Below are 24,552 nucleotides of genomic sequence, written 5' to 3' on the forward strand. Positions count from 1 at the left end.
TTATCATCGCTACTACGATAACATAAAGTAGTTCATGCTAGTTTTTGATACTTAGTGTTATGCCATATGTGGCAGGCAGCCCGACGAAACGAACTGTATTATCCAGATAATGATTCGCGTTCGTGATATAGTATTTGTCGAGCACGTTTTTGCCCCACAATGTTACTTTTGTCTTCCCACCAGGCAATTCGAACCCCAATTGCGCATCTACAGTTGCGTAACTCGGAATGACGAATGGACGATTGGTCGTCGTAATATGGCGATCGCTTGGTAGATCTCGGAAAGCGATGTCTCGACCGCCGAGCGTCGTAATCGAAGATGTTTGCCCGCGCAAATTGACCCCTGCTGTAATAGCGCTTTGATTGTCCATCGAGTGTCGATAATCGACGCCTGCGCTATAGGACCACTTTGGAGTAAAGGGTAATTCACTTCCGGTAAAATTACATGATGCGGGCGCGCCACCGGGGCCGGTACAACTATTCCCATAAGCAGTCGGCCCGACGAAAGGCGTGCCGCTATTTGTCAAAACCTTCGAATTAAGATAGGTTAAGTTACCCTGAACGGTAAGCTCACGAACCGGACGTAAGGTTAAATCTGCTTCTGCGCCATAGATCCTCGACTTTGGCACGTTAAGCAAGGTATCGAGGACATCAAATACTGGATCCACAATCTTCCCACGGACCTGCTTATCCTTGTAGTCATAGTAAAACACCGCTGCGTTTAATCTAATTCTCCGATCAGCAAGGGCGGTTTTGACGCCAGCTTCGTAGGATGTCACAGACTCTTGTTTGACCGGAATATATTCCGAAAAACTAGATGCGGATAAGGTCGGATAGCTTCCGGCTTTATAACCACGAGATACGTTTGCATAGAGCAAAGTATCCGATGTAACGTGATAGTCAACTCCTCCAATCCAGGAGAAGTTGTGTTCAGCAAGCGTATTAGTGAAGTGGTCTCCAGGCACACCTTGGAAGTTAAGTACATAGCAACCGCCCGGTCCGATTGGCGTAAACGGGACCGTCCCGAGCAGACCGCCGAGCGCATTAAAAAGTGCAGCCACTTTGCCATCACCGTTAGCGGTTCCGCACAAATCCGCTCTGTTTTGAGTGTTTGTGTACCGGCCACCTGCTTTAAGAGTCAGTTTAGTCGACAAATCATATTGGACGTTGGCGAAGGCAGCATAGTTCCTCAATCGCTGCGTTACCTGACTACCCGTCGAGTTGATCCCAAGAGTCCCTGGATTCGATGATGATCCATCCAAAAAACGAAGGGTTTGGTCCTCAAACGTCCGACTCTTTTCGTAATTCGCGCCGACCACCCAACGGAAATTGGTTTTAGATGCGTTGGCCAGGCGCAACTCTTGATAGAAGGAGCGAATATTACCCGGGCTCGGAGTTAGGTCGGCGACTAGTGCCGAGGTTCCGTCCTCATCGCTCGACAGTCGCTGATCAAAATACAGATAGGACGTGAGCGATGTCAGCGTAGCAAACGTGCCAAGATCGAGATCTGCGCGCAATGATCCTTGGACGAACCGGCGGTTGCTGCTCGGCCTATAGAATCCGGTTGACCAATCTGCGGCAGTCGGTGTCTGCGGCGAGAATGGATAGTTTTGCACAACCGGCTGAACATTAGCAGGTTGTTGCGGACGGATCGCGATCAACTGCGCAGCCTGCGGCTCGGAAGTATCCTTCCAGCCGTTTACGGATAGCAAAAACCGCAGAGCGGATGTCGGTTCCCATGATGTCGAGAACCGTGCCGCTATATATTCGACGGCACCGTTGCGGTCGTTTGGCCGGGTGTAGCTTGTCTGCCAGCCGTCGCGGTGCGAACCGGTGATAGCGAGACGAGCGTTCACAGTGTCCGTGACGGCACCACTGATATACGCGTTGCCATCGATCTCGTTGAAGCGGCCATAACTCAGGTCGGCGCCAATTCGTGTTTCCGCCGTCGGCTTGTTGGTGATATAGTTAATTGCGCCTCCGGTCGCATTTTCGCCGAAGAGAGTTCCTTGCGGACCCTTTAGCGCTTCCAGCCGCTGCAAGTCGTAAGCTGAATGGAGCGTCAACACTGGGAAGGGTAACGGGACTTCGTCCGTATAAACGCTGACCGAAGGATAAACGCCGAGCGAAGACTCGTTGAAACCTACGCCGCGGAGAGTGTAGATCGGCGTTGATGTCCCGCTTTCCGAATACTTCAGGCCGGGCACTACCGCCGCAATGTCCTGTGCCGAGGTTATTTTTCTCGCGGCCAACGCGTCGCCGGAGATTGCTGTGACCGACAGTCCAACTCGATTGAGACTTTCTTCCCGCTTGTTAGCCGTTACGATGATGTCCCCCTCGCTTGAGAGCACCGTTTGTGATTGCGTTGGTGCTGGCTGCGACGTCGAGGTCGCTGGAACCCCTGTGCTGGGCAAGCCTTGCCCAGTCTGATTGGTAGTAGCCTGCTGCGCTGAAGCGTTGCTTGCTAGCAACGCGCCTGCAGCCACGGATGCGAGATACCCCGCAGTACGGAAACCCTTCATCAATCCTCTCCCCCCGTTTTTCGGTGTGGAGCATCGACTTTCCGCTAAATTTTCGGATACGTCAATTGTTGGACCATAGAATTAGAAATTATTTTTCGACGGCAACCAGACGCGAGCCGTTCCCTTTGCGGTGGTATCTCCGAGTTGATTGTCTACCCACAGCTCAAGATCGACCGCGTGACGATCGCCGTCGATCTGCTTGTCAACAACTCGGCCTCGACACCACGACACGTCGCCAAAAATATTAGGTCTCCGAACGGAAACGTTGAGGCGATGGAGGAAACCCGCGTCGCCGATCCAATTGGTCATCAGCTGCCCGAGCCACGAGATACGTTGTGGACCGACGTCATAACCGCCCGGCATTCCCACTTCGCGCGCCATTTTCGCCTCGGTATGACCACGCGCTGCGCTATCCTGCGCGTTGGTCTCGGGATTTATGAAGGCGTCGGCAGGATGACGCTTACGGTGCATAGCCGCGCGACGGTGTGCTTGGTAGCTATGGCCGCCGCCCGAATACCAGCAAATCATGTCGGTGATGTTGAGCGGCCCCTTCAGCATTGGCTGGATTTCGCTGTCGATCTCGACATCTTCCCAGAATCGTGGCGCCGCCCCGCGGAGCTCCTCTGTTTCCACCGCATGAGCAATGGATTCGAGTTCTTCGGGAGAGTAGCGATGAGTTTCGCGCGGCGCGTAGCTCAAGCCGCCACTTGCCTTCGACCGCGCAGTCCGAGCCGTGCTGCCGTGCGCACGACACACGAGTTGGCCGTGCTGGTTGGTATAAAGCGTCTCGCCGGTCTGAATGATGAATTTCGCTGCCTTGCCGCCTTCCTTTTCGACCGCGTCGAGCAGGCGCGCACTGACCGTAAAGCTGTCGCGGTGGCGGATGGGCTCGTACCATTCGAAGTCGGTGCCGCCGTAAAGCCATTGAATCCCGCGCAGCTTCGGCGCCACGACCGTCGTGTCGATCGTATAAAGGAAACAGCCTGGTGCGAGTGCCGACTTCCATGGCGACGACGCGCCGTAAGCCGGATCAGTAAACAACGGATTATCGTCGCCCAACCCCCAGCAGAAATGGCGGACTGCATCGGGTGCGGCTTCGGTGTTCCATTGCTGACCGGTACGACGCAGTTCGACCCCGATGAGGCTGCGCGCTTCCTCCAAGGCTCCTTCCCAAAGCGCGGGAGTCTGAGATGGGGCGGCTGCGACGTCGGTCATGCAATTACTCCGGCTGCGGACAGTTCTGCGATTGTTGTGTCGGAAAGGCCAAGCAGGCCGCCGAAGACTTGCGTATTATGCTCACCTGGCAATGGTCCTCGTCGATCGATGACCGGGGCCATGCGCGAGAAGCGCCAAGGTCCGCGAAACACCTCTTCGGTACCATACCCTGGGATATCTACGGGATGTTTGACGCCACGTGCGCTAAAGTGAGGATCGCGCCACATCTCGTCGATCGACAAGACGGGAGTGGCTGCGATACCGATCGCGCGCAGCCGGGCTACCAGATCGTCACGCTCTTGTGTTACGGTCCATGCGGCCATTGCAGCGTCGAGTTCAGCAACATTGGCCAAGCGGCTCGCGCGATCACCAAAGCGTTTATCGGACGCCAGTCCGACCATCGTGGCAAGCGAACACCACGCGGATTCGTTGACCGCGGCAAGGGTTAGCCAACGATCCTCGCCCGACGCCGGGTAAATGCCGTGCGGAGCGATGTGCGGGTGCCGATTGCCGGTCGGCGTCGGCTGTTCACCTTTGATCTGCGTCGCAACGATTTGCGGTCGCAAGGTCCCCGCCAGCGCCTCAACCTGTGAAAGGTCTATATAGCACCCCTCTCCCGTCGCTCTCGCGCGACGCAGTGCTGCGAGCGCAGTGAGCAACCCGTGAACCGAAGCATTAGGATCTCCAAGGCCGACGTTAAGCGCACCGATCGGCGCTTCATCCGGATAGCCGACGAGAGCCTCCAGCCCGGCAAAACTAGACATAGTTGGTGCATAGGCGCGCATTCCGGCCAGTACCCCGAACTGCCCTGCCGCCGACATCGCAAGCATCACGATCCGCGGATTGACCGAACGGAACAGCTCATAGCCAAGCCCCGACCGCTCAAGCGAACCGGGCGACATATTCTCGATTACCAGATCACTGGTCGCAATCAATTCGCGGATTAGTTCGACTGCGCGTGGCTCCTTGGCATTTAGCGTCACGCCCAGCTTGCCGTGATTCACTTGATGGTACATCGGCGACATCTGCGTTGATGACCCCTCGACCAGTACGCCGTCACGGAAAATCTTACCGCTGAGCCGCAGCGTATCTGGACGCTTGCCGTGTTCGATCTTGATGACCTCCGCGCCCAGTTCGCCGAGCATCGTTCCCACCCACGGCGCCGACCAGACCCAACCGAAATCGATTACACGCATGCCTGCCAGGGGCCGGTTTGCCGGACCGGTAGACGCCGGTGGCGCATCTGTCGCAAGCAACCCACTCGCGAGATCGCGTTCACCGTCGCGTCGGGCGGCTGTGGCGCGGAACGGCAAGCCGGGCAGGGTAAGTTTGCGACCCGCTACGTCCTGATCGTGCAGGAAGCCATCGGCGTGGAACCCAGGAGTAGCAATCACATCTGCAATAGACCGAACCGGCGACATGATCAGATTGTTGGCAATCGCGAGGCGTTCAAGTTCGGCCATATCATGCTGCGCCAGCCACGGCTTAACTAATGCGTCGACCTCGTCAGGATAATCGCGCCCCATAGCGCGAAGACTTTGGTAGCGCGGGTCTGCGGCCCAGGCGGGATTGCCCATCACAGTGACAAGGCGGTTCCATTCGTCGCGTGATCGACCGCACAGGCACACCTCGCCATCAGCACACGGCAGGATCGCGAACGGATAAGCGCCGCCCGAACTGGACGCACGGCGGCCGTTGCGATGCCATGCCATACCGTGGTGAATGTAGAAGCGACTATTACCGCCAACATAACTGGCCAACACGTCGGCTAGCGCCACATCGACCACCTGCCCTAATCCGTCGCGTTCGCGAGCGGTCAAGGCAGCGAGAGTTCCTGCGGCAAGGACAGCCCCTCCCTGATGCTCGAGAATACCAGCCGGGATCGACAGCGGTGCACGGTCAGGCTCACCGAGCGCCCAAGCGACACCGCTTAGCGCCTGCGCATCGAGCGCTGTGGCGGGTATGTCTGCATATGGGCCATCGAGGCCGAATATAGAGTGCACGCCGATGACTAGGCGGGGATACCGGGCAATGAGCACGTCGAGCCCCCCCACCGCCAAAACAAGGGCTTCGCGATCGTCGCACAGCAGCACGTCTGCGGATTCGAGAACCGCCTCCAGCGAATCCCGCGGCACGAGAGTTTTTCCCTGTGCGAGGGATGCGGCTGCAAGCGCCAGGGAATCATCTCCTGCTGCTGGCAGGTCACCGACGCGGGTCACGGTCGCGCCCATAGCTGCGAGCAGCCATCCGGCATAGGCGGCAGGAATATCCAGGCTCGCCAACTCAACCACCCTAATAGTGTCCGTCATAGCCATGCCTTTGCTTCAAGTGCGATAACGCCGGCAGGCCCGTACGCGCGCAGCGACCAATTTTGGTCGCCGCGCGCGGACAACGCCAGGGTCAGCGGAGCTCCGCAGACCATCGGCGCGAGATTGCGGCTTTCGAACCCGGCGGGATCTTGACCGACATGCGCTCGGAACATCTCGAGCAACAGCATGGCCGGGAGGCTGCCGTTGACCAGCAAGCTGGAATACCCTTCCTCAGCCTGCGCGTACGGCAGGTCATAATGGATTCGATGCGGATTATCAGTGATCGCCGAATAGCGGAATAACATAGCTTCGTCGGGCGTCACGACGCGGGTGACGTCTGCAGGCGGCAGAACGGCGATGATCGGCTTCGCCATCGGCGTCGCATTACCCGGATCGGCCTCACGCAGGACATAGCTGTTGGTTTCGATCACCACTGGATCGGGGTTATCGCCGATGAGGATACGATGCTCGACATCAACGAGCGCGAACCTCCCCGACCGCCCGGATTTGATAACGACGTCCGCCTGGCGGCTTTCACGCCGCACCGCTGCGCCGATCACGATGTCCCCACCAAACGCGATACGGCGCCCGCCCATCATCAGCCGTGGCAGGCCCAGATCCGGCAGTGTAACGCCCAAATGCGCCGCGCCGTCGGCTCGCAGTTGCGACTGGCGTGTGGGCGGATTGAACAGCAACACATGCCAGCCACGCGGCATTATCCCACCCTGTTCAAACATCTCAGGATCGCGGTCGAGCAGCGCCGCCATGCGCCGAACGAGCGTCACCGCGCAGACATCGTTGGCGTGTTCGACATGTGCCGGAGTTTCCGAATCGACGATCATGCCAACAACCGTCCACCAGAGACTTCAACACGGCGGCCTACCCACTCGTCGAGCTCCATCCCGGCAAGTACGGTAGCTTCGTCCGACACTGCGAGCGCGCGTTCGCCTGCGGGCGTATCGAGCAACGCCACTGCAATCGGAGCAGCGCCACGGGTATGCAATACGGTACAGCCGGCAATGACGCCCGGACCGCTATAATCTTGCACGACGGGCAAAGGCTGGGCGCTGGCCATCCCCGCGACCTCCGCGGTCACGTCCCGCCGCACGAAGCCGTGCTTCGGTGGATCAATCGACCACAGAGCAAATGCCTGCTTCGTCAAAATACCCGACACGCACGAAAGAAGGGCCGTGCGTCCTACGCCCGCGCGTAACAATTCGGCGGCTCGTGCGGTCGCCTGAAAGAAGTAGTTGTTATACGGCCCGCCGGCGAACGCCATGCCGCCCGTTATCGTCAAATCAATACCGGCGCCAAGCCCAGCTGCATCAGCAGCCATGTCTACAGCGACCGGAAAACAGCTGTATAGATCAACTAGATCGATTTCGTCGATCGCCGTACCGGCTGCTGCCAGCACGGCCGCCGCGCTCGTGTCTGCACCGGGCGATCGAGTTAGGTCACGACGAGCGGACAACGGCACCATGTGGTTCGACTCGGCACTCGCAACCGGAAAGATCCAACGTGCGCGATCGATTCCTAATGCCTCGGCTCGCCGCGCCGAGCATAAAAGCAGCGCAGCTGCCTGATCGACGTTCCAAGTCGAACACTGCGCGCGGGTGTATGGAAACGCCTGCATTGGATTACGAGGGCCGGCATTGCGGACTTCGGCAATACTGGGTTGCTGGCGATTCCAGGCGTGGGGATTATTCGCGGCGATTTCCGCAAACCGCGCCGACCTCGTGGCTAAACGATCACGGTGCGCGTCGATGTCCAAGCCGGCCGCGGCACGGCGCGCGCTTTCTAATATAGCGTACAGTCCAACCGGCATCGTCAGGCCGGCCGCGAGTTCTGCCGGATGGCGCAATTCCGCGGCGGGTTCCAATCGCATATCGGGGTCGTCATCCTGATCGCGCTCGACCGCTTCATTTGCGGTCAGTTTGGCGCGCAACAGACGATAGCCCGCATCCGCGCCGGTCACGAGCGCACTTTCAATCCGACCCTGTGCGATATCCGCGCAGGCCGTCGCGATCAGCGACTGTTGTAGAACACCGACGCTCGACACGATGGTCTTAGCGTGCAAGGCGCCAATCGCGCGTGCAATTTCTCCGGCGGGATTGCGGTAGCGCCAGCGTCCCCGTGGTACTGCGATCGTGTCGATATCGGCCAGCAAGGCAGGCGTGCTGCAATCCTCACCTGCGCAGCGGACCGCCTCCAACATTAGGTCAATCGGCTCAACCGCGATCGCAGGATCCTCCTCTCGGCGCATTGCGACGCCGAGGCCGACCAACACCGGTGTACAGGGATCGACACTCACGCCGCCCGCTCCGACATAGCCGCCGTCGTTAGCCGCGCCGCTCGTTCACGTAGGTCAGCCTTTTGAATTTTGCCATTGGCGTTGCGCGGCAACGGTGTCGTCCCCACTATCACCTCACCCGGCACTTTGTAGTCTGAGAGACGTTGTACGCACCAATCATGCACGACGGCGGGCGTGATGCTATCGCTGTTGACCGTGACGAATGCGACTACCGCTTCCCCCAGCATCACATCATTTCGCCCTACCACTGCCGACTCAATCACGCCCTCAAGACCTGCGATCACGCTTTCAACTTCCGCCGGGTAAATTTTGAAACCGCCGCGGATCACCATATCCTTTTTGCGATCCGCAATGCGGACGTACCCGTTGGCATCGATATTGCCGATGTCGCCTGATTTCCAAAAGCCGCCGGTAAATGCCGCCGCAGTCGCCTCGCGGTTTTGCCAATAGCCAGGACTGACCATCGGTCCCGCAATCCACAATTCGCCGTCCGCGCCCGGCGGAACTTCACGACCCTGCTCGTCCATCGCCCGCACGTCGCCGCACACGACGACTTGCCCAATACTGTCAAGATGCATTAAGCCTTCACCCGGTGGCATAATCGTTACCGGCGAACTAGTCTCGGTCGCGCCGTAGGCATTGCACATCGCGACGCTTGGTACCGCGGCAGAAAAGCGCGTGATCGTCGGCTCAGGCATCGGCGCACCTCCATAGGCCGCAATACGCCAGGTGCGCAGATCGAACTCGGCAAGGTCAGGTTCGAGCAGGCACAGCCCGTACATCGCCGGGACCATCAGCGCATGGGTGATCCTTTCATGGACAGCCATTTTAAGCGCCGCACGCCGTTTAAACTCGGGTAACATCACTAGTGTGGCGCCGAGATACAGGAATGGCATCACCACGCCGCACAGGCCGCTGACATGGGCCCACGGCACGCACATCAGCGTTCGGTCCGATTCATCAAGTGCAAAGGCATCGCGCCAATGGAGGCAGGAGTGGATCGCCCCTAGATGGGTAAGCATCGCACCCTTAGGGCGCCCCGTCGTACCCGACGTGTAGAGGATGGCGAATAGCGAATCTTCGTTAATGTCTGGGACCGGTGCGTCAAACGTGTCGTCCGTCATGGCCGCAAGCCAGTCCTTGCCCGAGACGTCATAGCGGATCGCCGGCAACGGCTCCGCCTGTTCAACCACGTCGGCGAACTCGTGCCCATGAAGAATCGCGACGGGGGTGCAGTCCGCGAACACGTAGGCAAGCTCCGGGCTACGCGATCGCGCACTAACCGCAACTAGCACTGCGCCAAGTCGCAGGATCGCGAGAATTGCTCGAACAGCATCAACCCCGTTCGCAAGCATGACCGCGACCCGGTCTCCTGGCGCAACGCCGCGCCGCGCGAGAACCGCCGCTATTGATGCCGCCTGCCGGTCGATCTCTGCGTAGCTAAACCGCTGCTCGCCTTCGATCACTGCGATCGCGTCGCCTCGGCTGGCCACGACTGCTGCCATCCGCTGACGCAAATCTGGTGCGCGATCGGTATAACACATCATAACGCGGTCCCAGTGTACCTCAGCGCGCAGCATTGGCCCTCTCCGAAAAGCGGCGCGTTTTGCGCCTTGTAGTCGTCTCAATCCGCCTGACGTGCCCAGTTCGACGCCGTCACCGCCGCTTCCAGCGCTAGCGCATAGGCTTGAACGTCGCGTTCGACACGCCGGCGCGCGAGCTCGGCATCACCTAACTCGATCGCTTCGAGGATACGATGATGGGCGCGGCAAACGCGCTGCCGAACCTCAGCAGTCGCAAAATTCGCGAGTTGTGACGCCTCAAACATCAGTACGCCAACCGATGTCGCAAGCGTGCCAAGCAACGGATTATGGCTCGCCGCAGCCAGCGCATCATGCCAGTTCGCATTTTCTTCGAGAAAAACGGCAGGATCGGAGTCCGCCGATTTATCAAGCCGTGCCGAGATCGCCCGCAGCGATATAAGATCCGCTTCGGTTCGGCGCTCCGCTGCAAGAAACGCCACCATCGGTTCCAGCGCTAGACGTACGTCGACCAAAGACTGCAGAGGCACACTGCGCCCCTTGGCGTAATGGCTGATATGGTTAGCAAGGTGATCGTCGGTCGGCTGCGAGACCGTCGTTCCGCCGTACCGTCCAGCGCGCGTGCTTACGAGCCCCTGTGCCTCAAGCATACGAAGCGCCTCTCGCACCGAACCCCGGCTTAGCCCTGTCGCCGACACAAGCTCACGCTCGGTTGGTAGCGACGCACCCGGCGGATAGGCATCACTGAGAATTTCCCGCCGCAGCCGGTCGGCCAGCACATCGCTTGATTTTGGGACTTTAAGGCGGGTCAATCCCTCAAGCATTGCGCCCACCTGCGGGCTTGGCAGGGGCTGGCCTATCGGCGGCAAGCCCGGTTCGAGGGAAGAATCTGCGGTTGTCATAAGAAATCCTAACGCTACCATCTAGACAGGTCAATTGTTGGACCATAGAAAAAGCCAAAGCTGGAGAACAAAGCCGTGGCGAGAGAGGATGAGGAGCCCGAGGGGTTCAAACCGTTGGATGGGATTCGTGTACTTGATTTCACGAAGATTCTCGCTGGCCCTCTGTGCACACAGTACTTGGCCGACCTTGGCGCGGACGTCATCAAGGTTGAGCCGCTTACAGGCGACGACACCCGCGACTGGCCGCCATTCGAGGACGGCGTTGGCGCGATCTTTATGGCCGTTAACCGCAACAAGCGAGGCATCGCTCTCGACCTCCGCAAGCCCGAAGGCCTCGCGGTAGCCCACCAGCTGGCGCGAGCTGCGGATATCGCGATCGAGAGTTTCGGACCCGGCGTGGCCGATCGCCTGAATGTCGGATGGCAGGCGTTGTCGTCGCTGAACCCGCGCCTCGTATATGCTAGTATCTCAGGCTACGGAACGCAGGGGCCTATGAAGGATGGCAAGGGCTATGACCTGATCGCCCAGGCTTTTACCGGTATGCTGTCACTAACTGGCGAACCGGGCGGCCCGCCCGCGCGCTCGCCGTTCTCTCCCGTTGATCAAGCGACCGGCTTACATGCGGTGATCGGCATCCTAGGGGCACTACGCCAGCGCGACCGCAACGGTCAGGGTGTACGGATCGAGACTTCTTTGTTTGATTCGGCAGTCGGTTTCCTAGGCTATTTCCTGCAGAACTATTGGCAGCGTGGTACCGAACCTCAGCGACCGGGCTCAGGTCACGAATCCCTTTGCCCGTATCAATCCTTTCCGACCGCGGATGCGCCAATCATCCTCGGCATAGCCAATGACGCCTTTTGGCGCGCGTTCTGCGACCTAATTGACGAGCCGGGGCTTGCTACGGACGTGCGTTTCGCGACGAACAGCGAGCGTGTTGCTCACCGCGACACCCTAGTGCCAATGGTGGCGGAATTTCTCACCCGTCGAACGCGTGCCGAATGGCTCAGCGCGCTGACAACGCGCGGCATACCCTCGTCCCCGGTCCACACCTTGGGCGAACTTTCGGCGCACGCGCATACCGAACAATCCGGCATGATCCTGCACAATGAAGGGTTTCGAACTGTTGCGTCGCCGATTCGCGTCGATGGCGCGCGGCTGGATTTGCGGACGCGACCGCCCGCGCTCGGCGAACACAGTCGTCGGGTATTGTGCGAACTCGGTTTCACCAACGACAAGATCGACACGCTTATCGCGGAGGGCGTCGTCGGCTCCACAGCGACTACCGCACCATTAGATGTTCGGAGAGAGTCATGAGCGATACGGATACTGTCACGCGCGATTTCGACGCGCTGCACGACAAATATCTTGCAGAGCGCGACAAGCGGCTGCGCACCGAAGGCACAGCGCAGTATGTCCACGTCGAACATGCCTTTATCGGCGACGTCGATGATCCCTACGCCGGCGAGACGATTGCGCGTGACGCGGTCAGCGAGGACGTTGATGTCGTTGTGGTCGGAGGTGGATTTTCAGGGCTGCTCGCCGCGAGCAGCTTGCTCAAAGAGGGCGTTACCGACATCCGGGTAATAGAAAAGGGCAGCGATGTCGGCGGAACTTGGTACTGGAACCGCTATCCGGGCTGCCGTTGCGATGTCGACGCCTATACTTACCTTCCCTTGATCGAAGATCACGGTACTATGCCGACCGAGCGCTATGCCCGAGCACCTGAGATCCTGAACCACGCCAAACGGATCGCACAGCAGACGGGGATATATGATCGAACCTTGCTTCAGACCGGCGTTAGCGGAGCCACGTGGAACGAGGCGCACGGCCGCTGGATCGTCACCACCGATCGAGGCGACGAGATTCGTGCACGCTTCCTCTGCATGGCGAGCGGCATCCTAAGCCGTCCCAAGTTGCCCGGCATCCCCGGTGCGCGCGACTTTAAGGGCCACACCTTCCATACCTCACGGTGGGACTTCAACTATACCAACGGAGACTCCACCGGCGGCCTCACCGGTCTTTCGGACAAGCGCGTCGCGATCATCGGCACGGGGGCCAGTGCAGTCCAAGCGATCCCGTATCTCGGTGAATGGTGCAAACAGCTTTACGTTGTTCAGCGCACCCCCGCCGCGGTGGACGATCGCGAGAACGTCCCGACCGATCCCGAATGGTACAACAGCCAGGAACCCGGCTGGTGGGAACGTCGCGCACTCAACTTCGAGGGTTTCGTCAATTCAATCCCTCAGGACGAAGATCTGATCAAGGACGGCTGGACCCGGAACTGGGGAAAAATGACCGAGGCCATGTACAAGGGCAAGACGCCCGAAGAGATGGGCCGGCTGCGCCAGCTCGCGGACTTCGAGAAAATGGAAGCGATGCGCGCGCGGATCGGTTCGGTTGTCAAGGATCCGTCAACAGCCGAGGCGTTAAAGCCATATTTCAACTGGATGTGCAAACGCCCACTGTTTGTCGACAATTATTTCGAAACCTACAATCGGCCCAACGTAACGCTAATCGACACCAAGGGGCGCGGACTCGATCGGATTAGCGAAACGGGGATTGTGTTTGATGGTAAGGAGTATCCGGTCGACTGTATCATCTATGCGAGCGGCTTTGAGGTTGCCTCCCCGCCCGATCGCACCGCGGGCTTCGACATGAGAGGCATCGGCGGCATCACGTTGTCGGATTACTGGCGTGACGGTCGAAAGTCACTCCACGGCATCCTCGTTCACAACTTCCCGAACATGGGCGTGATCAGCGGTCTGAAACAGGCTGGTATCACCTGGAGCATCACCTTCATGAACCGTCGCCAAGCTGAGCATTATGCCGCGCTAGTGAAACGTAGTCTCGACCACGGCGTTAATTTCGATGTTACCGAGCAGGCTGAACAAGACTGGCTTGGCGTGCTCGCCGATAAAGCAATGAAGGACACGACATTCCTTCGCGAATGCACGCCCGGCTATTACAACAACGAAGGCCAGAACGAGCGCGATTCAATTTGGCTTAGCAATTACGGTGGTGGCCCGTTCGAATATATGGACGTGCTGCGCCAATGGATTGGCAGCGGCGACGCGGTAGAACATGACCTATCTCTGACACCCGCCAAATGAGCCTGTCGCAGGAAACCCAGGATCTCGTAAAGCGTGTCGAGACATTCGTGCGTACGATGATCGTACCTTATGAGCATGATCCACGCTGTGGCGAGCATGGTCCATCTGACGAACTCGTCGCTGAAATGCGCGGGCATGCGCGCTCTGCCGGGCTGATGACGCCGCATATTCACAGCGACGGCAGTCATTTGACCCAAGTCGAGACGGCAGCGGTGTTGCGGGCTTCGGGACTGTCGATGTTGGGGCCAGTGGCGCTCAACACGGCAGCACCCGACGAAGGCAACATGTTCCTGCTCGGCAAGGTTGGCAGCCCCGAACAGCAAGCTCGCTTTCTCACGCCGCTGGTTGCGGGTGACGCTCGATCGGCCTTCTTCATGACCGAGCCAGCGAGCGATGGCGGCGCCGGCTCTGATCCATCTATGATGCAGACGACCTGCCGGCGCGACGGAAACCACTGGGTGGTGAACGGTCGAAAGGCCTTCATCACCGGCGCCCTCGGTGCCAGTGTTGGCATCGTTATGGCGAAGTCAACCGAGGCGGATTCGGCGGACGGCGCGTGCATGTTCCTAGTCGACCTGCCCGATCCCGCAATCCATATTGAGCGGGTGTTGGAGACGATTGATTCCTCAATGCCGGGCGGCCATTCGGTAGTACTGATCGACGGGCTGCGGGTGCCTGCGGACCAGATGCTCGGCGCGCCGGGTGAAGGGTTCAAATACGCGCAGGTCCGCCTTGCACCAGCCCGGCTGTCGCACTGCATGCGCTGGCACGGTGCGGCGGTGCGCGCGAACGAGATCGCCACCGACTATGCCTGCCGTCGCCACGCCTTCGGCAAGCCGCTAGTCGATCACGAGGGCGTCGGCTTCATGCTGGCGGAAAATTTGATCGACCTGAAACAGTCCGAACTGATGATCGACTGGTGTGCCAGCGTGCTCGATACCGGCGCGCCGGGTACCGCGGAAAGCTCGATGACCAAGGTGTCGGTCAGCGAGGCGCTGATGCGTGTTGCCGATCGCTGCGTCCAGATGATGGGCGGCACTGGCGTTTCGCGCGACACGATCGTCGAACAGGTCTTCCGCGAGATCCGCGCCTTCCGGATCTACGATGGCCCGACCGAAGTGCATAAATGGAGCCTCGCCAAGAAGGTGAAGCGCGACTGGCGGGATCGGCAATCGTGACGGGTAGTGCCGATATCGACGTCGCCCGCCTTTCGGCATGGCTGGCGGAGAATGTCGCCGGTTTCGTCGGGCCGCTGTCGCTCAAGAGGTTCGCGGGCGGCCAGTCGAACCCGACGTTCCTGCTCACGACGCCGGACGCGCGCTACGTGCTGCGTCGCCAGCCATCCGGCCCCCTGCTGAAGGGTGCGCACGCGGTCGACCGCGAGGCGCGGGTGATGCGGGCGCTCGGGACGGCCGACTTTCCGGTCCCTCGGGTCCATGCGCTGTGCACCGATGCGGACGTGATCGGGTCGTGGTTCCACGTCATGGATTTCGCCGATGGCCGTATCTTCTGGGACGGTGGCCTGCCGGACGTGCCTAAGAACCAACGCAGTGCCTACCAGTCGGCGATGGCGGCGACGCTCGCCGATCTGCATTCGCTCGATCCGGAGGCGATGGGCCTCGGCGACTATGGTCGTTCCGGGCGCTATTTCGAACGCCAGCTCGAGCGGTGGACCGGACAGTACCGCGCCGACGAAGCCGCCGGACGCATCGCGGACATGGACGCGGTCGCCGAGTGGCTACACGCGCACGTTCCGCCCGATGTTACGACCTGCCTGGTCCACGGCGACTACCGGATCGACAACATCGTCTTCCACCCGACCGAACCAAGTGTGGTCGCAGTGCTCGACTGGGAATTGTCGACACTCGGCGATCCAATCGTCGACTTCGCCTATAACCTGCTGATGTATCGCGTTCCCTCCGCGCTGCCCTGGGGGCTGGCGGATCGCGATCTCATCGCGCTCGGGCTGCCCGACGAGCAGGCCTATGTCGCCGAATATTGCAGCCGCACCGGCCGCACCGACATTCCCAATCTCGACACGTACATCGTGTTCAACCTGTTCCGGATGGCGGCGATCATCCACGGCATCAAGGGACGGATGCTCCGCGGCAACGCAGCATCGGCCGAGGCTGGCGCGATGGTCGCGCATCTCGACCTGCTCGCCCGCACCGCCCGCACGATCGCCGACCGCGCACGCTAAGGAGATATCAGATGGCGACGAAAAGCATCGAGGCCGACACCGGCCCCTACGCAAAATGGCAACGCGTGGTCGCAGATCGCTACACCGACAGGTCGTTCGTCGCGCGTAACCGCTCGGGCGTCGAGGTCGATCCCGTGTATTCCGGTCTCGACCGCGATGGCGGCGAGGCAGAGATGCCCGGTCAATACCCCTACACGCGTGGCATCTACCCGATCCATTACCAGTACCAGCCGTGGATGGACCTCCAGATCATCGGCTTCGGCCTGCCGTCGCAAACCCGCGAGCGGATGGACCTGTTGCTCCAGGAGGGCGGGTCAAAGGGCTATTTCGGGCGCGAGGCGTATAACTTCATCTTCGATATGCCGACTTCGATGGGGTATGATCCGGATTATCCAGGCGTGCGCGGTAGTATCGGCGACTGCGGCATCTCGGTCTGCAAAGCGCGCGATTACGAGGTCCTGCTCGACGGCAAGGATCTGGAGAAGACCACCGTCTCGATGGTCCTCAACGCCGGCTCGCCCGGTATGCTCGGGTTGTACCTTGCCGCGGCGAAGCGGCGCGGGTTCGCGTTCGACAAGCTCGGCGGCAACGTCACCAACTATATCTGGGATTTCTTCGGTCATAGCGGCGGTACGAACTTTTCGCCTAAGGGCAGCTACCGCCTGATCGCCGACATTGCAGCCTATTGCGCGAAACACGTGCCGCTTTGGAACACGCTGACGATCAGCGAGCACAATATCTGCGAGGCCGGCGCCACCAACGTGCAGGCCGTCGCCTATTCGATCGCCGCAATTATCGCGGTCAACGAGGAGTGCGTGAAGCTGGGCATTGCGCTCGACGACGTCGTGCCCCGCTTCGGCTTCCACGTCCGCTACGGCGAGAATTTCTTTGAAGAGATCGCCAAGACACGTGCGCTCCGCCGGGTCTATGCTAAGGTCAATCGCGAGCGGTTTGGCTGCAAGAAGAGCAGCGCCCTGCAGGCTCGCATTCACGCACAAACCGCTGGTTCGCTGCTGACCGTTCAACAGCCGCTCAATAACCTTGTCCGCAATGCCTATGGGGCGCTCTCCGCCATCCTATCCGGTGTTAACGGCATGACGATCAACGCCTATGACGAGGCGCTAGGCCTACCAACCGAAGAGGCGGTGACGCTGTCGCTGCGGACCAGCCAGATCATTGCAGAGGAAACCGGTGCGGTCCATGTCTCCGATCCGATGGGCGGCTCCTATTATGTTGAGGCGCTGACCGACGATATCGAGCGCAAGGTGTTCGAGATCATCGCCGACATTGACGACCGTGGCGGACTGGTAGCCTGCATAGAGTCCGGCTGGATCAAGCAACAGGTGTCTGCCGCCGCCTATAATTGGCGGCAGGAGGTTGAGAGCGGCGCGCGGACGATGGTCGGCGTCAACAAATACGTCACCGACGAACCCGAGCAGTTCAAGGTGTTCCAACCCGACCCCGAGGCCGCGCGGCTCGCGATCGAGGATCTCGAACGCCACCGCCGCGAGCGCGACGACGTGCGGTGCACCGCTGCGCTCGCCGCGCTGCGCCACGCCGCCGAGCGGGTCCGCGATGGACACGACATCGGCTCAGTAATGGCCAGTCTCGTCGAGGCCGCGGACGCCGACGCGACGCTCGGCGAGATGCAAGCGGTGCTGCACGACGTCTTCGGCCGCAACAAATAGGATGCATATGCCCGATACCTCGCCCCAGCCCCGGATCCTGCTGACCAAGAGCTTCATCGACAGCCACGACCGCGCGATCGCAACGATCGCGCTCGCGCTGCGCGATGCTGCGATGGAGGTCGTGCTGATCGATTACGAACAGCCCGAGGACGTCGTGAACGTCGCCTTGCAAGAGGATGTCGACGTAATCGGCGTGAGCTTCATGTCCGGCGGCCAGGTCGAGACGACGCAGAAAATCTTCGCCGAACTGCAACGCCGCGAGGTCGCCGGCCTGCCTGTGGTGGTCGGCGGGACGATCCGCCCGTTCGACGTGCCGCCGCTAGAAGCGGCGGGGGTCAAGGCGATCTTCCGCGGCGGTGCGCCGATGGCCGATGTCGTCGAATCGTTCCGCTCGTTGTCGCGCGCCTATCGGGGGCTTGCTTGATCGCAGTGCGCGAGACCGATCTGGCGGGGCTGCTTGACCGCGTGAGAAGCGGCGACTCGCTGGCTATCGCGCGCGCGATCACCGCGATCGAGAACGCCACGCCGCTGGGCGCTGATCTGCGCCTTGCCGTGCGCGGTGCGAGCGGACTGTGCCAGACGCTCGGCGTGACCGGACCGCCCGGCGCGGGCAAGTCTTCGCTGGTGAGCGCATTGATCAGCATCCTGCTTGAGCAGTATCCGCGGATCGGCGTGCTGACGGTGGACCCGTCCAGCCCGGTCAGTGGTGGCGCGGTACTTGGCGACCGCGTGCGGATGGCCGCGCACAGCCGCGACCCGAACGTCTTCATCCGCTCGCTCGCGGCGCGCGGGCATCTCGGCGGCGTGACACGGACGACGCGAGGGGTGATCGACATACTTGCGGCGGCCGGTTTCGACCTCGTCATCGTCGAGACGGTCGGCACCGGCCAGTCGGAGGTCGCGGTCGCGGGGATCACCGACGTCAAGCTGGTCGTCTGTCCGCCAGGACTCGGCGACGACATGCAGGCGATCAAGGCCGGCGTCTTGGAGATCGCCGACCTGCTCGTCGTGAACAAGGCCGACCTGCCCGATGCAGGCCGAACCGCGGGCTATTTGAAGGCGATGCTGTACCACCGCGGCCATGATGAGACGCGCGCCGTTCTGCTCGCGTCGGCGACGACCGGGGACGGATTGAAAGAGCTTGCGGAGGCGGTCGACGCCCGCTTTGCGGCGCTAGGCGCGGCGAACCCCGGCGAGGCGCATCTAATCGTCACGCGTGACGTTCTGGCCGACGATGCCGCCGACCTGATCCGCGCGTTCATCCGCCATGCCGATATCGACAGGCTTTGCGGCACCGTCGGTCGCGGCGAGCTGACGCACCGCGAAGGTGCCATCGCCGCGGTGAACCTCTTCGTGGATAGTCAAGGATCGAAGGAATGAGCGCAGACCTGTTTTCGCTGAGCGGCAAGATCGCGCTCGTCACGGGGGCGTCGAGCGGGATCGGCCGCGGCCTCTCAAAGGGGCTTGCGGGGGCAGGGGCGCGTATCGTCGCGGTAGCGCGCCGCGCCGACCGACTCGCCGACCTGGTCCGCGAGATCACCGAGGCGGGCGGCGAAGCGATCGCCGCGAGCGCCGACGTCACCGACGCCGCTAGCATCGAGCGCGCCTATGACGAAGCCGAACGCGCCTTCGGGGTGGTCGATGTCATCGTCAGCAACGCGGGCATCAGTTCTGCGGGCAATTTCCTGAAAGTCGACGCCGAAAATCGCGACGCGGTCTTCGACACCAACGTCCGCGGGGTCTGGAACGTCGGCCAAACCGGCGCGCGCAGGCTAGTCGCGGCGAAGAAGCCGGGCGCGATCATCAACGTAGCGTCCGTGCTGGGATTGGGCGCGCAGCCCGGCCTCGCGAGTTACTGTGCGTCGAAAGGCGCGGTGATCCAGCTAACCCGGTCGATGGCGATCGATCTCACACGCTACGGTATCCGCGTCAATGCGCTCGCGCCCGGGTGGTTTAGGACCGAACTCAATACCGATTATTTCGACAGCGACGCTGGCCGTGATTACCTTGCGCGCATGCCGGCGCGACGGTTGGGAACGATTGAGGAACTCGTCGGTCCGGCGATCATGCTTGCGAGCGAAGCAGGATCGTTCATCAACGGATCGGTGCTTGTCGTGGACGGCGCACTCAATGCTGTAGTACTGTGGGAATAGTAGTTATTTCACAATTTAATTTAACAATACTATGTATTGCAGCATTCGCCATTCGATCACTACATAATTCGTTGATCCTAAATCAGATCATCAATGTTTTCTTGCCATCCGTTTGACTGCACCTAAAGATTGGAAACGCAACAATGCAGATGCAGAGTATCATCGGCAAGGTAGCTGTTATCACTGGCGCTTCTAGTGGCATAGGAGAAGCTACCGCCAGACTACTAGCTGCTGAAGGCGTTCATCTCGTGCTGGTGGCACGACGCGCGGATCTGATTGATAAGTTAGCGGTGGAACTGGGCGAGAACACGTTGTCATTCGCGGCCGATGTCGGCGATGCGGCTCAGGTTACGAGCGTTTTTGAACAGGTGGGCGCACGCTTTGGTGGGATCGACCTGCTATTCAATAACGCTGGCGTTGGTATCAGTGATCGGTTCGAAAAAAGCGACCCGAGTGACTGGAAGCGGATGATTGATGTGAACTTGTACGGGGTCCTAAACTGCACCCAGGCCGCAATACCTCTGTTACGTGGACGCCCTGGGGCGATGATATCCTCTGTATCTAGTGTTGGTGGCCGGTATGGAACGGAATCGTGGTCCGTTTATAGCGCCACCAAATTTGCTGTAGTCGGGTTCCACGATGCTCTCAGAAAGGAATTGGGCCAGGATGGCATTCGCGTTTCTGTCATTGAGCCGGGGTCGGTATGGACCGAGTTTGGCGCGAACGTTGCGGATGCGATGACGGAACGGCGGAAAAGCCTTGATGCGTTGCGGGCGGAGGATGTCGCGCAGGCACTGGTCTACGCATTTGCCCAGCCACCCCGGGTCCTAATCGAAGAAATTTTGATTCGCCCGGTTAAGCAGGTGATTCCTTAAGATCCCATGGCCGATAGTGAAAGTGACCTGCTCCCCAGAAATCATGCCATTGGTAAGTTAGCTCGTCAGATTGTGGATAGGCGTCGAAACTGGCCCCCCCGTTGAAATGCGGCTAAGTCGTTGTAGCGGAGGACAGAATAAATATTCTCGTGGGGTCCCGATCGGCGCCGATCGCCCCCCCTTAAACTTCGTAATATCTAGCCTTTCCAGTGGCTTTCCTGTCAAATAATGCGATCGCGTTTCGACGCCTATCCACACCCATCGACATCGTGAAGCCATTTTTGACATTGCCGGAGACTGCAGCGGACGCAAAGTCCAACGGTGAGGCTCGTGACAAGGCGCCACCGGCCGCCGTTACCCGACGCGCGCCGCGGCATACCGAGCCCCGTCCGATCGCGCCTGATACTATCAGGTGTCGCCGACGAAAGAATTTCGTCAGAAATATCAGCCGACTGGCGATCTTCAGATGGAAATCGCGATGTTTACAGCACAAGAAATCAAGCACGGCATGACGGTACGCGATACCCACGGTCTTCATGTCGGTACTGTGGATCAAGTAAAAGACTATGTCGTCGAGTTGACTCGCGAAGGGTTTGCCGACGGCCTCCACCATTTCGTGCCGCTTGCCGCCGTGACGAACATTGACGGCAACACGATGCTCGTTGATCCCGGCCATGCCACGACGATCGAAGCGGTGGAAGGTGCGGTCGCGTATGCGCGCGGGCACACTTCGATGGCTGATAGAGGCACCGTCGTCTTCGGGATCCCCGGGGATGATAGTGGGATGGGCGGCTGGGGGCGCCCGTTGACGCAGTGACTATGCTGGCTGGATGTAGTTCGACGCCAAAACGGCAAAACGGCAAAACCATGAGATCGAGCAAGGCATCTACGATCTCGCGTAGATCATCGGCTGACGAAGCCGGAAGCGACACAGCTCAACACGTTCCCAAGACAAGATATTTGCTCAAGCTTTCAACAGCTCCACCAATACTTCTTATAAGTTCGCTTATAAGTATGAGCAAAAGTACGACTCGGCATGTCGCAAATCGGTGCGACAGAAGAGAGAGACGTACTATGAGCAAAGACACCTCCAAGGCATGCGCCCCCGTCATCGTGCTCGGGAAGGCCAAGGCTGCCACGCGCGGCAGTATCGTCGGCGCGATTCCCGACGCCGAGAATCTGGTGCGCCCAGCGTTCGGTATCAGTGCAGACTGAACCTATCGGGGAGGTGCGGATTCAGACCCGCACCTCCTTGTTGGGAGGGACAAACCGCATGCTTTGCTTCCAATCGACGAATATGGCGGCGTGCGTCGTCTACAATCACGTCGTCTTTCTCGATCTTCCGCACGACCGATATTTCTGCCTCGAGCCTCGCCTAGAGCCTGCGGCGTTGGCAATCCTCCGCCGAACAGCCGAATTGGACACATCGTCATCGGAATTCGCTGCTACCCAGGTGCTACGCTCAGAACATTTCCTACCAGTGACAGTCGAAGCGATCACCGCATCAGCTATCGACTCCGCCCTTCCTCAACCCCCTGCGCGGTCGGTAGCCGAAGCGCTGTTCAGCAATGCTCGAGCTTTGATCGAGCTGAAATTCTGCTCGCTGAGCAAATCTATCGAGCGTGTTCGCCAGGGCGCAGGCACACACGGACCGGTCGAAGGCCGTAAGAACGAACCCCTTCCCGCGATCCTGGCCGCTCATCTCGCAGCACACCGACTCCTCTCTGCGCATGACCGATGCCTTCCGCTGTCGATCGGTTTGGCCAAACGATTGCGGCATGAGCGGCACGCCGTCGATCTGGTCATCGGCGTAAGAATGGACCCCTTTGCGGCGCATGCATGGGTCCAGCAGGGCAACGTGGTGCTGAACGACGATCTTGACCATGTTCGCGCCTTTCAACCCATCCTGGTTGCGTGATGGCGACGCGCTTCCTGGCCGTGATACCTCACGCCGGTCGTGCATCAACCACTTTTGCCCAGGGCCTGAGGAAGAAGACCGGCTTTGCGGTTGCGGTCGATGAGGACGCCCTGACCCTGCTTGTCGAGCATATCGATGGCGTCGTCACGACGGATCAAGACGGTTGCGCGGTCGTCGGCTGGTTGTTCGGACGCGAAGATTACCGCGTCCGCACCGTGGTCGACAGCCTCACGAGCCAAGCCATGGCAAACGCCGATTTTAAGCGTCTGCTGAACCACTACTGGGGCGGATATATCGCCTTCGCAAAAAGGGCGGGAGATCGGGCGATATCGGTCCTGCGCGACCCAAGCGGCGGACTTCCCTGCTATTATCAGCGGACACCGCATGCGACATTTTTGTTCTCCGACATGGCGACGTGGCGTGCCGCGGAGATTGGCCACACCGAGATCGACTGGACCGGGGTCGCTTGGCGGCTGGCGGCAGCAAACCTGCCGACGTCACGCACCGCCCTCGACCAGATTGACGAACTCGGCGCGGGCTTCAATCTGCTCGCGTCGGATTATGACGCTATTCCCCAGATAGCTTGGACACCATGGGAGCACGTGGATCCGCCGTCCGGACCTGCCAGCTCGGATCTGGCCGGAGCGCTCCGTGAAACCGTCCTACGCAGCGTCGCAGCCTGGGCAGTCCCCTTTCGCAACGTCCTGCTTAACCTTTCCGGCGGCCTTGATTCCTCGATCATCGCCGCGGGACTCGCCGAGCGCTCGAATCGCGCCGCCGCCCTTACTATGGCGACGCGAAGTCCATCGGGCGATGAGCGGCGTTATGCACGCAGTGTCGCCCACGCTACCGACCTCAAACTGATCGAAAGCTTTTATGAGGCGGACGACGTCGATATTGCTCTCCCTTCCCTGCCCGATCTTCCGCGCCCGACCGGTCGCATCATCGGCCAAGCCTTCGAGGCGGCCCGGCGCCGGACCGCGGCGTTGCGCGGTGCGGACGCCTTCTTCACCGGCTTGGGTGGCGACAATGTCTTCTGCTTCCTTCAGTCGCCGACCCCGCTCGCCGATCAGCTCAAGGCGCAAGGCCTGACACCCGCGCTTCGCGAAACCCTCGACAGCGTCTGCATGCAAACCGGCTGCAGTATCACGACCGCGCTCTGGTGGGCGGTACAGCGCGCCTGGATGCGCCCGCCACGCTATCGCTGGCAACGTCATGCGCTATTTCTGGATCCGGCCTGCCTGCCGCGGGCAAGCGACCTCACCCATCCTTGGCTCACAGCGCCCACAGGGGCCCTGCCCGGCAAGGCAGCGCATATTGCGATGCTGATGCGGGTCCAGGCCGAGCGAGATTGTTTTGCCCGCGGCAGCGCCATTCCGATCATCGCGCCGCTCCTTTCGCAACCGATCATGGAATTGTGCCTGTCGATTCCAACCTGGCTCTGGTCCGCCGGCGGACGCGATCGTGCCGTCGCCCGCGACGCCTTTGCAGGTCTTTTGCCCGCGATGGTCGTTGACCGTCGCTCAAAAGCGGGACCGGAGGCCTTTTGTTACGAGATCATCGCCCGCGATCGGGATCGGTTGCGCGCGCATCTCCTCGACGGGGAGCTTGCCGCCAACGGAATCCTCGATCGATCAGCGATCGAGAACGTCTTGCGCGAGCCCGCGCCACCTTCCGGTGATCACTTCCTGCGACTGCTCGAACTTGCGGATGCCGAAGCCTGGGTTCGGCACTGGTCACGTGCGTCCTGATTGTGAGCCTTGTCGGCGACATGCCACGCTGCGCCTTCCACGCCGACCACCGCTGATA

General features: G+C 60.3%; 20 protein-coding genes. 13 read left to right on the plus strand and 7 right to left on the minus strand.

Going from position 1 to position 24,552, the window contains the following annotated elements; genetic code table 11:
- Window positions 1-37: 37 nt before the first annotated feature.
- The 7 genes from IE187_RS17865 to IE187_RS17895 form a co-directional block, all read right to left on the minus strand.
- Window positions 38-2,521 carry a TonB-dependent receptor gene (locus tag IE187_RS17865; protein WP_189677373.1) on the minus strand — a complete coding sequence of 828 codons (2,484 nt, stop codon included), beginning with the start codon at window positions 2,519-2,521 and terminating at the stop codon, window positions 38-40.
- 81 nt (window positions 2,522-2,602) lie between these two features.
- Entirely contained in the window at window positions 2,603-3,736 is a 1,134-nt protein-coding gene (locus tag IE187_RS17870) for an FAS1-like dehydratase domain-containing protein (protein WP_189677374.1), read from the minus strand.
- Window positions 3,733-6,045 carry a CaiB/BaiF CoA-transferase family protein gene (locus tag IE187_RS17875; RefSeq protein WP_189677375.1) on the minus strand — a complete coding sequence of 771 codons (2,313 nt, stop codon included), beginning with the start codon at window positions 6,043-6,045 and terminating at the stop codon, window positions 3,733-3,735. Before IE187_RS17875 ends, IE187_RS17870 begins: the two co-directional genes overlap by 4 nt.
- Window positions 6,042-6,887: an HTD2 family dehydratase gene (locus IE187_RS17880; RefSeq protein WP_189677376.1), complete on the minus strand. Its 846-nt coding sequence runs from the start codon at window positions 6,885-6,887 to the stop codon at window positions 6,042-6,044. The genes IE187_RS17875 and IE187_RS17880 overlap by 4 nt, the downstream gene beginning before the upstream one ends.
- Window positions 6,884-8,356: an acetyl-CoA acetyltransferase gene (locus tag IE187_RS17885; RefSeq protein WP_189677377.1), complete on the minus strand. Its 1,473-nt coding sequence runs from the start codon at window positions 8,354-8,356 to the stop codon at window positions 6,884-6,886. Before IE187_RS17885 ends, IE187_RS17880 begins: the two co-directional genes overlap by 4 nt.
- Complete coding sequence (locus IE187_RS17890; RefSeq protein WP_229839487.1) at window positions 8,353-9,903, minus strand: class I adenylate-forming enzyme family protein; 1,551 nt, start codon at window positions 9,901-9,903, stop codon at window positions 8,353-8,355. Before IE187_RS17890 ends, IE187_RS17885 begins: the two co-directional genes overlap by 4 nt.
- A gap of 77 nt (window positions 9,904-9,980) precedes the next feature.
- On the minus strand, window positions 9,981-10,799 hold the full coding sequence (locus IE187_RS17895) for a FadR/GntR family transcriptional regulator (protein WP_189677379.1): 819 nt from the start codon (window positions 10,797-10,799) through the stop codon (window positions 9,981-9,983).
- A 75-nt stretch (window positions 10,800-10,874) separates the two neighbouring features.
- Between IE187_RS17895 and IE187_RS17900 the strand changes: the two genes are divergently transcribed.
- From IE187_RS17900 to IE187_RS21420, 13 genes are all read left to right on the plus strand, one after another.
- Window positions 10,875-12,113, plus strand: a complete 1,239-nt coding sequence (locus IE187_RS17900) for a CaiB/BaiF CoA transferase family protein (protein WP_189677380.1) — start codon at window positions 10,875-10,877, stop codon at window positions 12,111-12,113.
- Complete coding sequence (locus IE187_RS17905; protein WP_189677381.1) at window positions 12,110-13,909, plus strand: flavin-containing monooxygenase; 1,800 nt, start codon at window positions 12,110-12,112, stop codon at window positions 13,907-13,909. Before IE187_RS17900 ends, IE187_RS17905 begins: the two co-directional genes overlap by 4 nt.
- The gene (locus tag IE187_RS17910) at window positions 13,906-15,087 is read left to right on the plus strand and encodes an acyl-CoA dehydrogenase family protein (RefSeq protein WP_189677382.1); all 1,182 of its coding nucleotides are present in this window, start codon (window positions 13,906-13,908) and stop codon (window positions 15,085-15,087) included. Before IE187_RS17905 ends, IE187_RS17910 begins: the two co-directional genes overlap by 4 nt.
- Window positions 15,036-16,109 (plus strand): phosphotransferase, encoded by a 1,074-nt coding sequence (locus IE187_RS17915; RefSeq protein ID WP_189677383.1) that lies wholly within the window; start codon window positions 15,036-15,038, stop codon window positions 16,107-16,109. The genes IE187_RS17910 and IE187_RS17915 overlap by 52 nt, the downstream gene beginning before the upstream one ends.
- 11 nt (window positions 16,110-16,120) lie before the next feature.
- Window positions 16,121-17,797 (plus strand): methylmalonyl-CoA mutase family protein, encoded by a 1,677-nt coding sequence (locus tag IE187_RS17920; RefSeq protein ID WP_189677384.1) that lies wholly within the window; start codon window positions 16,121-16,123, stop codon window positions 17,795-17,797.
- 7 nt (window positions 17,798-17,804) lie between these two features.
- Window positions 17,805-18,221, plus strand: coding sequence for a cobalamin-dependent protein (locus IE187_RS17925; RefSeq protein ID WP_189677385.1), 417 nt, complete (start codon window positions 17,805-17,807; stop codon window positions 18,219-18,221).
- Window positions 18,222-18,226: 5 nt separating this feature from the next.
- A complete protein-coding gene (gene meaB / locus IE187_RS17930; protein WP_229839500.1) occupies window positions 18,227-19,177 on the plus strand; it encodes a methylmalonyl Co-A mutase-associated GTPase MeaB in 951 nt (316 codons plus the stop codon).
- Window positions 19,174-19,950 (plus strand): SDR family NAD(P)-dependent oxidoreductase, encoded by a 777-nt coding sequence (locus IE187_RS17935; protein WP_189677387.1) that lies wholly within the window; start codon window positions 19,174-19,176, stop codon window positions 19,948-19,950. Before meaB ends, IE187_RS17935 begins: the two co-directional genes overlap by 4 nt.
- A gap of 143 nt (window positions 19,951-20,093) precedes the next feature.
- A complete protein-coding gene (locus IE187_RS17940) occupies window positions 20,094-20,825 on the plus strand; it encodes an SDR family oxidoreductase (RefSeq protein ID WP_189677388.1) in 732 nt (243 codons plus the stop codon).
- A 412-nt stretch (window positions 20,826-21,237) separates the two neighbouring features.
- A complete protein-coding gene (locus IE187_RS17945; RefSeq protein WP_189677389.1) occupies window positions 21,238-21,642 on the plus strand; it encodes a DUF2171 domain-containing protein in 405 nt (134 codons plus the stop codon).
- A gap of 257 nt (window positions 21,643-21,899) precedes the next feature.
- Window positions 21,900-22,040, plus strand: coding sequence for a hypothetical protein (locus IE187_RS17950; RefSeq protein WP_189677390.1), 141 nt, complete (start codon window positions 21,900-21,902; stop codon window positions 22,038-22,040).
- An 82-nt stretch (window positions 22,041-22,122) separates the two neighbouring features.
- Complete coding sequence (locus IE187_RS21635) at window positions 22,123-22,743, plus strand: lasso peptide biosynthesis B2 protein (RefSeq protein ID WP_268249530.1); 621 nt, start codon at window positions 22,123-22,125, stop codon at window positions 22,741-22,743.
- Entirely contained in the window at window positions 22,743-24,494 is a 1,752-nt protein-coding gene (locus tag IE187_RS21420) for an asparagine synthase-related protein (RefSeq protein ID WP_229839489.1), read from the plus strand. The genes IE187_RS21635 and IE187_RS21420 overlap by 1 nt, the downstream gene beginning before the upstream one ends.
- The last annotated feature ends 58 nt before the right edge of the window (window positions 24,495-24,552 follow it).

The organism is Sphingomonas glacialis (assembly GCF_014653575.1).
Taxonomy (GTDB): domain Bacteria; phylum Pseudomonadota; class Alphaproteobacteria; order Sphingomonadales; family Sphingomonadaceae; genus Sphingomonas; species Sphingomonas glacialis.

Excerpts from the sequence above, each read along its gene's own strand:
- IE187_RS17870 (WP_189677374.1), bottom strand. The coding sequence starts at position 3,736 with ATGACCGACGTCGCAGCCGCCCCATCTCAGACTCCCGCGCTTTGGGAA.
- IE187_RS17925 (WP_189677385.1), top strand. The coding sequence starts at position 17,805 with ATGCCCGATACCTCGCCCCAGCCCCGGATCCTGCTGACCAAGAGCTTC.
- IE187_RS17895 (WP_189677379.1), bottom strand. The coding sequence starts at position 10,799 with ATGACAACCGCAGATTCTTCCCTCGAACCGGGCTTGCCGCCGATAGGC.
- IE187_RS21420 (WP_229839489.1), top strand. The coding sequence starts at position 22,743 with ATGGCGACGCGCTTCCTGGCCGTGATACCTCACGCCGGTCGTGCATCA.
- IE187_RS17940 (WP_189677388.1), top strand. The coding sequence starts at position 20,094 with ATGCAGATGCAGAGTATCATCGGCAAGGTAGCTGTTATCACTGGCGCT.
- IE187_RS17910 (WP_189677382.1), top strand. The coding sequence starts at position 13,906 with ATGAGCCTGTCGCAGGAAACCCAGGATCTCGTAAAGCGTGTCGAGACA.
- IE187_RS17880 (WP_189677376.1), bottom strand. The coding sequence starts at position 6,887 with ATGATCGTCGATTCGGAAACTCCGGCACATGTCGAACACGCCAACGAT.
- IE187_RS17875 (WP_189677375.1), bottom strand. The coding sequence starts at position 6,045 with ATGACGGACACTATTAGGGTGGTTGAGTTGGCGAGCCTGGATATTCCT.
- IE187_RS17865 (WP_189677373.1), bottom strand. The coding sequence starts at position 2,521 with ATGAAGGGTTTCCGTACTGCGGGGTATCTCGCATCCGTGGCTGCAGGC.
- IE187_RS17920 (WP_189677384.1), top strand. The coding sequence starts at position 16,121 with ATGGCGACGAAAAGCATCGAGGCCGACACCGGCCCCTACGCAAAATGG.
- IE187_RS17905 (WP_189677381.1), top strand. The coding sequence starts at position 12,110 with ATGAGCGATACGGATACTGTCACGCGCGATTTCGACGCGCTGCACGAC.
- IE187_RS17915 (WP_189677383.1), top strand. The coding sequence starts at position 15,036 with ATGGAGCCTCGCCAAGAAGGTGAAGCGCGACTGGCGGGATCGGCAATC.
- IE187_RS17890 (WP_229839487.1), bottom strand. The coding sequence starts at position 9,903 with ATGATGTGTTATACCGATCGCGCACCAGATTTGCGTCAGCGGATGGCA.
- IE187_RS21635 (WP_268249530.1), top strand. The coding sequence starts at position 22,123 with ATGGCGGCGTGCGTCGTCTACAATCACGTCGTCTTTCTCGATCTTCCG.
- IE187_RS17935 (WP_189677387.1), top strand. The coding sequence starts at position 19,174 with ATGAGCGCAGACCTGTTTTCGCTGAGCGGCAAGATCGCGCTCGTCACG.
- IE187_RS17950 (WP_189677390.1), top strand. The coding sequence starts at position 21,900 with ATGAGCAAAGACACCTCCAAGGCATGCGCCCCCGTCATCGTGCTCGGG.